Here is an 11,915-nt window from a genome sequence, read left to right as displayed (position 1 = left end):
GCTTACACAGCATTAATTAATACGACTGCCATGGCCAATGTGGCGGGTAAACCTTGCACAATCAATATCGATCTTTTGGCGGTAGCACCACCATAAACAGCCGCAACCATGACGCATGCTAAAAAGAATACCTGAATTTGAAAGGCAAATTCCGCGTTGCTATGAGCCAACCCCCAGAATAAACCCGCCGCAAGAAAGCCGTTATACAACCCTTGGTTAGCCGCCAGTACCTTGGTGTTTTCGGCGTCTTCTTTTGACATACCAAATGTTTTCATGCCTTTTGGTGTCGTCCACAAAAACATTTCAAGTACCAGAATGTACACATGCTCAATGGCGACCAATAGCACAAGTGCCGTTGCTAAATATTCCATGGGGTTTCCTTTTTTATTTTATTTTTGAATTTCCATCATAGACTCATGTTCAAGATGAAGAAAGGCACGATGCAGTACAATAATGCAACACCGTTATTCAATCACACAATCCCTTAAAACTGATAACCTAATTCTAACGTTGATGTTTGATAGGAAAAATCAGACTGTGTATAAAACTGAAAATTCAGCCCTATTTGGAATCGCTTAACATTAAAACGCAAGAATCCTCCACCATATGGGCTAAATCCACTTTCTTTTTTCACATCAACACGGTTTTCTTCAGTTACGACCTCACTGCCAACTTGTGTTAACAAAGTGCCATCGTCTTCTTCATAACGGATACGGGTTTTAAGAATATCTTCTTTTGACCAATATGCGACCCCCACAATAGGGCCATAGCTTATGAGTTTTTTAGGGTTAACCACATAATGAAAAGCGACACGGTAACCACTGGATTTAATGTGAGACGTTGCAACGACCTCGCCACTCGAAACATCACCAATAGGATTCGAGATGATTAAATTCATTGTTTGTGACTGTCGCTTTTGGTTCATTGTAAAATAAGAAAACTGCACACCATATTGCACCTTCTCTGCGCGGAAATTAATCGCTTTTGCAGTGACATCCGAATAAACCTCAAAGATGCTATTGTAGGCACTAAAATCACGATCTAAATTTTCATCAGCATAAGCCAGCGCAACGGCACTTAAATTAGGCACCTCACTTTCTGAGGTAAAGTGATGACGTTCATTACCAATTGAAATAGAGTACTTGATGTCATCGTTCGACCATGCTGCGGCACTTAAACAGCATAAAAAATACTAATAAATTTCATAAAATTCCTTTTTCTTTTTCAAAACGATTCGATTTCGTCTTGGGTTAAGTAACGCCATTGCCCAAGCTCAACATCTAAGTTCACATTACCGATTCTTTCTCGGTGTAATGACACCACTTTATTTCCCACAGCAGCAAACATACGCTTTACTTGATGGTATTTACCTTCGACTATCGTCAGTAATACCTCTGTTTCATTCATCATATCTAATGTTGCAGGCAACGTTAGACTATCTTCACCTTGCAGTTGAATGCCTTGTGCAAAGCGTTCAATCATACTTTGCTCTTTATCTGCGCTAATTGGTCGAGATAACCCAACGCGATATACCTTTTCGCATTTTTGCGTCGGTCGAATAATATCAAATGACCAGCGTCCATCATCGGTAATCAATACTAATCCAGTTGTGTCTGCGTCTAAGCGCCCTGCCACGTGTAGCTCATTGATATTTTCGAGCTCTAAGTCATTAAAAATAGAGGGATAGCCTTCATCCACATTAGAGCAAATAGTGTTTTGTGTTTTATGCAAAAGTAAGTAACGAAACGGGCGCAGTGTCAGTACTTGCTCATTTAAACAAACCGTATTGTTTTCATGAACCTGAGTCACTTCACTTAAAATCGCTTTGTGATTGACCGTCACCTGCCCGGCATGAATGCACGCGATAGCATCAAGCTTGGTTAAAGTCGTACTTTTACACACAAATTTATCTAGGCGCATAAGTCACTATTTATAAATCCTAAACATAAAAAAACGCCTCTTAGACAATACTAAAAGACGCTTTATTGTTTACTGCTTTATTTACGTTGATGGCATTAAAAGAACAGTTTCTTTAAATGGGCACCAGGGTCATCGGCACGCATGAATGTTTCGCCCACTAAGAAGCTGTGGACGTTTTTATCGCGCATGGCTTTCACATCTTCTGGCCCTAAGATACCGCTTTCGGTTACCAATAACGTACCCTGTGGTACTTTTGGTAATAGATCAAACGTGGTATCAAGGCTTAATTCAAACGTATGCAAATTACGATTATTAATGCCTAGGATATTGGGTGGTAAGTCCATGGCGCGCTCAAACTCGGCTTCGTCATGTACTTCAACCAATACATCCATGCCTAGCTCTAGTGCGCAGTGATTAAGCTCTTGCATTTGTGCGTCAGACAACGCTGATACAATTAGCAAAATACAATCGGCTTCCATGGAACGTGCTTCTACGATTTGATACGGGTCAACCATGAAGTCTTTACGCAGTACGGGTAAGCTACAGGCTTTGCGTGCCTGTTTTAAGAACTCATCACTACCTTGGAAAAAATCCACATCCGTCAGTACCGACAAACACGCCGCGCCGCCTTGTTCATAAGATTGCGCAATATCAGCTGGCACAAAATTTTCACGTAACACACCTTTGCTGGGTGACGCTTTTTTAATTTCAGAAATAACAGCCGGATGACCTGCGGCGATTTTAGCTTCAAGCGCCGCTTTAAAACCACGAGGCTTATCGCTGTATTTTGCTTGGCTTGCTAACTCATTAATTGTGATGTTAGCCGAGCGCTCTTTCACTTCTTGCCATTTACGATCAATGATTTTTTTTAAAATGGTTGGTGTATTCATGGTTACTTCACTTTTAAATACGGGCAATTAAGCGTCTAACAATACGCGCGAAAACGCTGCCAATTCATTTAGTTTTTCAAGCGCTAAGCCTGTGGAAACCGCATCTTCTGCCATGGAAACACCTTCGGCTAACGAGCTAGCTAAGTTGGCAGCATAAATTGCAGCACCTGCATTTAAGGCAATTAAATCAGCGGCTTTAACGCCTGCTTCGGTTTCACGTTTGCCTAATGCATCTTTAATCAATGCCAAACTTTGCTCAGCGCTTTCAACCGATAAACCAATTAGGCTTTGGCTTTGCATGCCAAAATCTTCTGGTGTGATTTCGTATTCGATTACTGTGCCGTCTTTTAATTCGGCCACACGTGTGGCAGACGCCAAACTGATTTCATCTAAGCCGTCTTTTGCGTGCACGACTAATACATGGTTTGAACCCAGTCGGCCTAATACTTCTGCGAGTGGCTTACATAAGTCACCGTTAAACACGCCCAGCACTTGATTAGGTACATTGGCCGGGTTCGTAATCGGGCCAAGCATGTTAAATATGGTGCGCATGGCGAGTTCTTTACGCGGGCCGATGGCGTGTTTCATGGCGCCGTGGTGGGCTGGGGCAAACATAAAACCCACACCTATTTCATTAATAGCACGGGTCACTTGATCAGCCGTTAAGTTTAAATTAACACCTGCCGCTTCAAGTACATCGGCACTGCCAGTGGTGGATGACACACTGCGATTACCGTGTTTAGCCACTTTACCGCCCGCTGCTGCCACAACAAATGCGGCGGCAGTGGAAACATTAAAAATATTGGCGCCATCGCCGCCAGTGCCACAGGTATCAACGAGATGTTCGTCGTTAATCAAAACAGGCGTGGCCAGTTCACGCATTACGCGTGCAGCGCCAGTAATTTCATCAATGGTTTCGCCTTTCATGCGCAGAGCCACTAAAAAGCCGCCAATTTGTGCATCGCTTGCTTCGCCGGTCATGATGGTTTTCATCACAGCCATCATTTGCTCTTCGGTTAGATTTTGGCGTGATACCACTGTGTTTAAAGCTTGTTTCATATCCATGGAGAATCCTTAGTATTAATTTGGGAAAATAAAGAGCAGAAATACGGGGCAAGCCCCTAGCGCCATCGCCACGAACGGCATAACAAAGTGAACAATATTAAATGGTGCGAAGTACCCATGGTCATTTCCCAATACACAGGTGAAAAAGTGGGCTCACTATACCAGCCTCGCACCAGCGCTCCAAGCTTGACCCTGTTCAGGGGGAGTCATATGGGCTTTAATCAAGGAGGTGCGTTGACTGCGCACCGATTTATATTGACCAAGTAGTCAGCTTTATTTAATTTAGGGCCCATCATTAAGACTAAAATTAAGGTGCCACTATGAGTTACCCAAGGGACATGAGCGGCTACGGCCCTCACCCCACTAAAACCGAATGGCCGAATAAGGCAAAGATTGCAGTACAGTTTGTTATCAATTACGAAGAAGGCGGTGAAAACTGCGTTCTTCATGGTGATGATGCTAGTGAAGCGTTTTTATCGGAAATTGTCGGTGCCCAAGCCTTACAAGGCGTGCGCCACATGAACATGGAATCCATCTATGAATATGGCTCACGTGCAGGGTTTTGGCGTTTGCACCGTATGTTCACCGAACGTAATTTGCCAGTGACCGTATTTGGTGTGGCCATGGCATTGCAACGCAACCCAGAGGTGGTTGACGCCATGCTCAAAGCCGATTGGGAAATCGCCAGTCACGGCTTGCGTTGGATTGATTATCAATATGTACCCGAAGAACTCGAAAAAGAACACATCGAGCAAGCATTAGATATTCACCAAAAAGTCACTGGCAAACTGCCAGCAGGTTGGTACACGGGCCGCATGAGCCCAAACACTCGCCGCTTAGTGGTTGAAACCGGCAAGCTGCTTTACGATGCCGATTCCTACGCCGACGACTTGCCGTATTGGTTGCACGAATTTGAAAAGCCTCATTTAGTCGTGCCCTACACATTGGATGCCAACGACATGCGTTTTGCCTCACCACAAGGCTTTAACAGCGGCGATCAATTTTTCACCTACTTAAAAGACAGCTTTGATGTACTGTACGCAGAAGGTTGTGATACACCAAAAATGATGAGCATTGGTTTGCATTGCCGCTTGGTGGGTCGCCCTGGTCGTGCAGCATCGCTTGCGCGTTTTTTAGATTATGTCATACAGCATGATGATGCATGGGTGTGTACACGCGAAGACATTGCTAAGCATTGGGTGGCGAACCACCCTGCTTAAGTCGATTAAAGGCCCTGATGATGGGCCTTTTTCTATTAAGCTTGATACACTTTTACAATAATAAAAATATTGAAGCATTATGCACCCATTGCACACCATACCGCTGATTCATCGACGCGTGAACTTTACCTTCGACAAGGTCGAGCCTATCTGGCTAAGCGATTCTATCAAAACGCAATTCATGCATGCACTATCATTATTTATTCCAACTTCAGAACGCATAGTCATTGAGATTATGCGTAAACAACTTACAAAACTTCACGACCCGAGTATTCGATTATTAATTTCTGATCTCATTAAACAAGAGGGCCAGCACGCTGCAATGCATCGCCGTGCTAATCTTGCCATATTAAAGTTTCACCCTGAATTAACATTTGTTATTCACTTGCAGGCAGGCTTCATGAAGTTCATTCAAAAAATAAGCTCGTCCTCATTTGAGTTAGTCATACCGGTTGCTTTTGAGCATTTTACCGCCGCAATCAGCAAAGATGTATTAACCCATCAACGTTATTGGCTTGGGGATAAAGCAGAAAAAATCAACTCAGCCATTGATTTTTTATTATGGCATTGCTTAGAAGAGTTAGAGCATCAATCGGTTTGTTATACGATTTATAAAAGCCAACATAAGAATAACGGGCGCATTATTCTCAGCTTATTTTTACTGTGGTTACCAATTACCATGTTTTCTATTTTTATTGTACAGCTTTACTTGTTAATAAAAGACAAAACATTATTGAAGCCGAAAAACTGGCTTGGCTATATTTCATTCACTATGCGTACAAGTCGATTATTTTTAAAAGGCATCTTTAAATATTGTAAACACAATCATGATGTATGGAATAAAAATGATGTCGCATTATACAAAGCCGCTGAAAATGCATTTAATCAGCGTCACCCATAATCCAAAAACTCTAAATACTAGATACAAAAACGCCCTCATAAGAGGGCGTCAGACTGCTGACAAAGTCCTCGCCTTTTTAGGTGAGGATTTTTTATAATAGGGCCATGCTAAATGACCGCCCCCAAACACAGTCGCAACTTGAGTTCGTTTCCATTGACGAGCTTGTGCCTAATGACCATCTTCTGCGCAAGATTGAGCAGAAAGTGGATTTCAGTTTTATTCACGATTTAGTCAAAGACTTTTATAGCCCCAATAACGGCCGACCGGCGTTAGATCCCACTTTGATGTTCAAATTATTATTCATCGGCTATTTATTTGGCGTGCGCAGCGAGCGCCAATTAATCCGCGAGGTTCAGGTTAACGTGGCCTATCGGTGGTTTTTAGGTCTTGGGTTAACCGACAAGATTCCCGATGCCTCCACCTTAAGCCAAAACCGTATTCGACGGTTTAAAGAATCCGATGTCTATCAGCAGATTTTTGATGAAATCGTGCTGCAAGCCATGAAGAAGAAGCTGGTGGGCGGAACCACCCTTTATACCGACTCTACTCATTTGAAAGCCAACGCCAATAAAAACAAGCACATTAAAGTGCAAGCACAAGCTGAACGCCAAGCGTATATGGATGAGCTGGATAAAGCGGTTGAGCAAGACAGGCTAGATCACGGAAAAAAGCCCTTGGCGTCGCGGTCAGAGACGCCCAATAAATCGAGAGACATCAAACAAAGCACCACAGACAAAGACAGTGGCTACATGGTGCGTGATAACAAGCCAAAGGGGTTTTTCTATTTAGACCATCGCACAGTTGATGCACGCTGCAACATCATTACCGACGTACACGTCACGGCGGGTAATGTTCACGACAGTGTCCCGTATCTAGCAAGACTCGACAGACAGGTGCAACGTTTTGGATTTAATCTTCAGCATGTGGGTTTGGATGCTGGGTATTTTACCGCAGCGTTATGCAAAGGCATCGAAGATAGAAACCTTTATGGTGTCATGGGCTACAGACGACCCACGCATAAAAAAGGGTATTTCTACAAAAACCAATACGTTTACGATGAAACACAAGATCTCTACACCTGCCCACAAGGACAGAATGTTTTTTATCGCACCACCACTCGAGAAGGCTATCGCCAATATCATAGCGACGCAAACGCATGCCAACACTGCCCAGACTTAACGCGCTGTACCAACAGTCAAAATCACACAAAAGTGATCACGCGGCATGTTTGGGAAGGCAGCAAGGATAGAATCAACGAACACCGCTTAACAGACAAAGGCAAACTACTTTACGCAAGGCGAAAGGAAACGGTGGAAAGAAGTTTTGCAGATGCCAAACAATTACACGGCTATCGCTACGCGCAATTTCGAGGCAAACACAAAGTGCAAATGCAGTGCTTAATGACGGCCGCTGCGCAAAATATGAAAAAGATCGCATTAATGGCAGCGTAAAGCGCTTTGCATTAAAAATGCCTGTCAGAAAAGCCTTATCAGGCCAAACTAAAGCTCGATAAGTGTGGGTGGAATATTAAATTGAGATATATGAGGTGAGAATAAATTGAGCAAGGAGGCGCTTAAATTGCCCTGAAATGAATAAACCCCAGTGAAAACACTGGGGTTTATCAGCAGTCTGACGCCCTCATAAGAGGGCGTTTTTATTTTGAGCTAAGCAATGCAATTACGCTAGGTGCTTAACAAGTGCAACGCCAACCGCGTGTGCACTTGATGGGTTTTGGCCGGTGATCACTCGGTTGTCTTCAACCACAAATTCACCCCAAGGTTGTACTTTGTTGTACTGCTTAGCGGTACGCGCTAGTGACTCTTCTAGTAAGAATGGGATTTTATCAATCGTCGCATAATCCACTTCTTCTTCACGGGTAAAACCCGTTACCGCTTTATCGGCAATCAACTTCTCGCCATTACTGAGTGTAATTGGCAACAAGCCTGCTGGGCCGTGACATACCGCTGCGATCACACCGCCATCTTCATAATGCTTAGCGCTGATTTTTGCCACTTCTTCGTTGGTCGCTAAATCCGATAGTAAACCAAAGCCACCAGGGTAGAACACGGCATCGTAATCATCACCATTAATTTGTGACGCAGGGATCGTGTTGTTAATACGGTTTTGGAATGCTTCATTGGCAAGAATCTCTGCATTGACAGCATCGTCTTCAATGTCAGTGCCATAAAGAGGTGCTTTACCGCCTTTAATAGACACTAGGTCGTAATCCAAACCCGCTTCTAAAATCACATGCAATGCATGTGTCAGCTCAGGGGCGAATGTGCCGTTAGCTTCATTCGTATCGCCTAGGGTTGCATGGTTGGTTACGAAGATAAGTACTTTTTTCATGTTTGCTCCAATATTTGAATCGTTAATGTTTGGTCTCAATCTATGCACACATCATAATTACATTCATTTGAACTGATAATCCGCTAAAATGGCAAATTACTATTGCCATTTAGCAATAATAGGAGGCTTTGTGGACAGTTTTGAAGGTATTGTTGAGTTTGTCGCCGTGGCAGAAAGCCAAGGATTTTCAGCCGCGGCCAAGCAATTAGGGGTCAGCACCAGCCATGTGAGCCGCCAAGTCTCACGCCTTGAGGACAGATTAGGCAGTGCTTTGCTGGCTCGAACCACACGATCCGTCAGCCTAACGGAAAGTGGGCAACTGTATTATCAGCAATGCAAAGACTTGGTAAACGGATTACAACAAGCCAATGAGCAAGTAAGCCATGAGCAATTACAGCTCAGCGGTACATTACGTGTTAGCGCGGCGGGAGCGTTTGCAGAGCAGTTTGTAGCGCCGGTTTTAATGACGTTTGCTAAATTACACCCTGAATTGTCAATCGACATGGATTTCAATAGCCGCATGGTCAACTTTGTCGAGGACGGCATCGACTTCTCGATTCGTTATGGCCAGCTGCAAGACTCTGGCTTAGTGGCGCGTAAACTATTAGACCGCCCCATGATGGCCGCAGCCAGCCCCAAGTACTTACAACAAAACGGCACGCCTATTCACCCTAAAGATTTAAAGCAACACAGCTGCTTAATATCCAACAATGATCATTGGCGTTTTAACGAAGGCGGCAAAGATTTAAATTTAAAGGTGCATGGCCGCTGGCGCAGTAATAATGCCCATGCGGTGGTAAAAGCGTGCGAGCAAAATTTAGGCATTGCTTACATGCCTAAGAGCAGCTTTTTGCAGTCAATCGAGTTAGGTATTCTCACACCGGTACTGCAAAACTATTGGAGCGCAGGCGCCAGCAGTTGGATTGTGTATCAAAACCGTCGCTTTTTACCTCTACGAGCTCGATTAGCTATCGAATTTTTACTCGAACACTTTAAAGATTGGCAAGAATAATTAGTCGTATTTCAAACACACAACAAAACCCACATTCCTTATTAAGAATGCGGGATTTATTATGGATTATCACCTAGTGCCTAGTGAATGTTAGCCCCCCGAGAACGTATGGTGCCATCACGATTAATATCAATTTGATAAGGTGAAGCATGCACCCCATAAGACTGATAGATTTGATTATCGATATCAAATATCAACGGCATTTTTAATTGAAATTTATCACGAAACTGCTGGGCAATTTCATCACTCACATAATAACTGCTCACAACACCAATCCATTCTCGTGAGGCATCGTTTGCAACTAAGTTATTTAAAGTGGCGAGCTTCGTTTCGCAATCAGGAAATTGTGGCATCGGACAAAGTGAATCAACAAAAACCAAACTGACCGGTTTATTATAAGCCAATCCCATTAAGCTAATGGTATTACCAGCCATGGTTTCTGCCGTAAATAACGGTGCTTTATCACCTTCTTCTGGTTTGTGATAACGCAACTTAGCCGCTTCTGCCGTCGTAAATTTAACCGGCTTATTCTTATCTTCTTTTACCATGATCTTTTCATTAACTTTTGCATTAGAATTCAACCAATTGCTAATCGTGTCTGACGAAGAGAAGTACTTGCCTGATAAGGCCTTTAGCTCATCACCATTTCCTGAGAATAACTTTTTTCCATCCTTAAGGATGACATGCAAAGGTAAATCCCAATCACCGATTGAGCGTAATAAACTAAAACCATTATCAAGAACCAAAGGGGCTACCTGAGGAAAATAACCTTGAAATTCAATTAACTGAGCGTCAGTCACATTAATACCCGGTTGCACCCAAACTTTCTGACTGCGATCAATAAATGCTTTTGGCAAAGCCGCTACGAGAGCTTCTTCACCTTGACCGTTATAACTCCTCCAAATTTCCTGAAAGATGAGATGCGTCAGTTTACCTTTCTCTAATATTATCGACTGGCCATCAAAGGTTTGTAAATGATCCAGTTCAATTTTTTCTTGCTCAACGGCTTGTGTAGAAAACGATGCGCCTAGCAAGAGTAAAAGTGATGAGGCATAACCCGCGATTATGCTTTTGTTAATTTTTTTCATTGTAAACCTCTTTTCAATCTCAATATTTAGTACAGATTTTAACGACAGTTCTTTAATCGATAGCCTTTGCTTAGCGCCACAAAGGGCGCCCACTTGTACGTGTCTCTTTTGCTTGGCTATCTTCTACCCAGCTTTCAATTTTGCTATCCAGGGTATCCGTTGCTAAGAAAGTGCGATAAGTAATCTGTCCGTCTTTATCAATCAAAACATGATGCGGTGTACCAACAATCCCATAACCACTCACAAGATCTCCTTTTTGATCAATCACCACGGGTAAATTGAATCCTTCTTGATTAAAAAACTGCTCGATATTTTCTACCGAATCATTAATACCGACATTCACCGCTAATACTTCAATATCATCGCCGTATTGGTTATAAATTGACTGCAGGTGTGGCATCTCCACTTTGCAGTAGTTGCACCAAGTCGCCCAAAACTTCAAATAAACAGGTTTATGCCCTTCATAATCGGATAGCTTGAACGTTTTACCTGTCAAAGTAGTCACTTCAAAATCAGGGGTTTTATCGCCGACCGCTAATGGCGCTCCACTTGCCTGTATGGCGGTACTCAGTAATAAAGCCGAAACCGTAAAACGCAGTGATTGTTTAAATAGTCTCATGATGAGATTCCTCTTTGGTTAAAATAAAAGTTGAAAACATTAGATTTGAAGCAACAAATAAACGGCAGCACCAGCCATCAAGATTGCGAATATCCATTTAATAGAATTAAGCCAAGGGCCAGAACGGGGAAGCAAAGCCAATGCGCCACTGAAGCTGCCAGCCACAATCAGTAACGCACTCATTCCGAAAGCAAAAACAAACATCAGTAGAGCAGCCCAAAGTCGGTCACCTTCTCCGGCCACATACATCAGCAACATACCTAATACCGGAGATGTACAAGGCGCCATCACCAACCCGGAAAGCGCCCCTGCTAAGAACACATTAATCGGTGCTGATTTAGACTTCTGTTCTGAATTCAAAAAGCTAGGTGCCATTAAGCCCATGGGTAAACGTACCCAACCCAACATCCAAACGGCCATAAACAAACAGAACACAGCCACAATCATTAACGTAATCGGGTGTGAGGCAACCGTGCCAAACAACACACCACTACTGGCCGCCATAATACCCAATAGCGCATAAACCAAAGCCAAGCCAAAGACATACAACAAAGAATATAAAATGCTCTGCATTCGCCCCTTAGCTTGACTACCAACAACCGAAACGGTGATCGGCAGCATTGGATAAACACACGGTGTTAAACTGGTAAGAAGGCCGGCGGCAAAAACAGCCGCTATCGCCCAAGGTGAAAACTGCTGCTCAAAAAGAGACGCCTGTATAAAAGATTCCATCATCATCACCTACTGGGTAGTCGTGTTGAGTTATTGATGATTGAGTTATACGCAGGTTTTTAAACGGGGTTATCAAAACGCGGTGATATCCATATGAAATGGACATTAAATCCATATAA

At 43.2% G+C, this 11,915-nt stretch carries 13 protein-coding genes; 4 read left to right on the top strand and 9 right to left on the bottom strand.

What is annotated here, in order from left to right; all coding sequences use genetic code 11:
• Positions 1-2 precede the first annotated feature (2 nt).
• The 5 genes from ACU6U9_RS10500 to trpD all read right to left on the bottom strand — a co-directional run bounded on the left by ACU6U9_RS10500 (position 3) and on the right by trpD (position 3,875).
• Positions 3-371: a DUF1304 domain-containing protein gene (locus ACU6U9_RS10500; protein ID WP_446734965.1), complete on the bottom strand. Its 369-nt coding sequence runs from the start codon at positions 369-371 to the stop codon at positions 3-5.
• Between the two features lie 113 nt (positions 372-484).
• Positions 485-1,090 (bottom strand): hypothetical protein, encoded by a 606-nt coding sequence (locus ACU6U9_RS10495; RefSeq protein ID WP_446734964.1) that lies wholly within the window; start codon positions 1,088-1,090, stop codon positions 485-487.
• A 134-nt stretch (positions 1,091-1,224) separates the two neighbouring features.
• Positions 1,225-1,920, bottom strand: coding sequence for a pseudouridine synthase (locus ACU6U9_RS10490; protein WP_446734963.1), 696 nt, complete (start codon positions 1,918-1,920; stop codon positions 1,225-1,227).
• 95 nt (positions 1,921-2,015) lie between these two features.
• The gene (gene trpC / locus ACU6U9_RS10485) at positions 2,016-2,810 is read right to left on the bottom strand and encodes an indole-3-glycerol phosphate synthase TrpC (protein WP_446734962.1); all 795 of its coding nucleotides are present in this window, start codon (positions 2,808-2,810) and stop codon (positions 2,016-2,018) included.
• A gap of 27 nt (positions 2,811-2,837) precedes the next feature.
• Positions 2,838-3,875: an anthranilate phosphoribosyltransferase gene (gene trpD / locus ACU6U9_RS10480; RefSeq protein ID WP_446734961.1), complete on the bottom strand. Its 1,038-nt coding sequence runs from the start codon at positions 3,873-3,875 to the stop codon at positions 2,838-2,840.
• A gap of 320 nt (positions 3,876-4,195) precedes the next feature.
• On the opposite strand from trpD, the gene puuE reads away from it, so the two are divergent.
• The 3 genes from puuE to ACU6U9_RS10465 all read left to right on the top strand — a co-directional run bounded on the left by puuE (position 4,196) and on the right by ACU6U9_RS10465 (position 7,447).
• Entirely contained in the window at positions 4,196-5,095 is a 900-nt protein-coding gene (puuE, locus tag ACU6U9_RS10475; protein ID WP_446734960.1) for an allantoinase PuuE, read from the top strand.
• A 79-nt stretch (positions 5,096-5,174) separates the two neighbouring features.
• On the top strand, positions 5,175-5,996 hold the full coding sequence (locus ACU6U9_RS10470; protein ID WP_446734959.1) for a metal-dependent hydrolase: 822 nt from the start codon (positions 5,175-5,177) through the stop codon (positions 5,994-5,996).
• A gap of 104 nt (positions 5,997-6,100) precedes the next feature.
• A complete protein-coding gene (locus tag ACU6U9_RS10465) occupies positions 6,101-7,447 on the top strand; it encodes an IS1182 family transposase (RefSeq protein WP_446734535.1) in 1,347 nt (448 codons plus the stop codon).
• A gap of 226 nt (positions 7,448-7,673) precedes the next feature.
• On the opposite strand, the gene ACU6U9_RS10460 is transcribed toward ACU6U9_RS10465, so the two are convergent.
• Positions 7,674-8,345 (bottom strand): type 1 glutamine amidotransferase domain-containing protein, encoded by a 672-nt coding sequence (locus ACU6U9_RS10460; RefSeq protein ID WP_446734958.1) that lies wholly within the window; start codon positions 8,343-8,345, stop codon positions 7,674-7,676.
• 130 nt (positions 8,346-8,475) lie between these two features.
• On the opposite strand from ACU6U9_RS10460, the gene ACU6U9_RS10455 reads away from it, so the two are divergent.
• On the top strand, positions 8,476-9,357 hold the full coding sequence (locus ACU6U9_RS10455) for a LysR family transcriptional regulator (protein ID WP_446734957.1): 882 nt from the start codon (positions 8,476-8,478) through the stop codon (positions 9,355-9,357).
• Between the two features lie 80 nt (positions 9,358-9,437).
• Here ACU6U9_RS10455 and ACU6U9_RS10450 read toward each other — a convergent pair whose 3' ends face one another.
• From ACU6U9_RS10450 to ACU6U9_RS10440, 3 genes are all read right to left on the bottom strand, one after another.
• Entirely contained in the window at positions 9,438-10,445 is a 1,008-nt protein-coding gene (locus ACU6U9_RS10450; protein WP_446734956.1) for a peroxiredoxin family protein, read from the bottom strand.
• A 70-nt stretch (positions 10,446-10,515) separates the two neighbouring features.
• Positions 10,516-11,064 (bottom strand): TlpA family protein disulfide reductase, encoded by a 549-nt coding sequence (locus tag ACU6U9_RS10445; RefSeq protein WP_446734955.1) that lies wholly within the window; start codon positions 11,062-11,064, stop codon positions 10,516-10,518.
• 39 nt (positions 11,065-11,103) lie between these two features.
• Positions 11,104-11,796 (bottom strand): cytochrome c biogenesis protein CcdA, encoded by a 693-nt coding sequence (locus ACU6U9_RS10440; RefSeq protein WP_446734954.1) that lies wholly within the window; start codon positions 11,794-11,796, stop codon positions 11,104-11,106.
• Positions 11,797-11,915 lie beyond the last annotated feature (119 nt).

The organism is Pseudomonas sp. HK3 (assembly GCF_052920985.1).
Note: the sequence above shows the minus strand (reverse complement) of the source record. Positions and strands in the feature narration are given on the sequence as shown.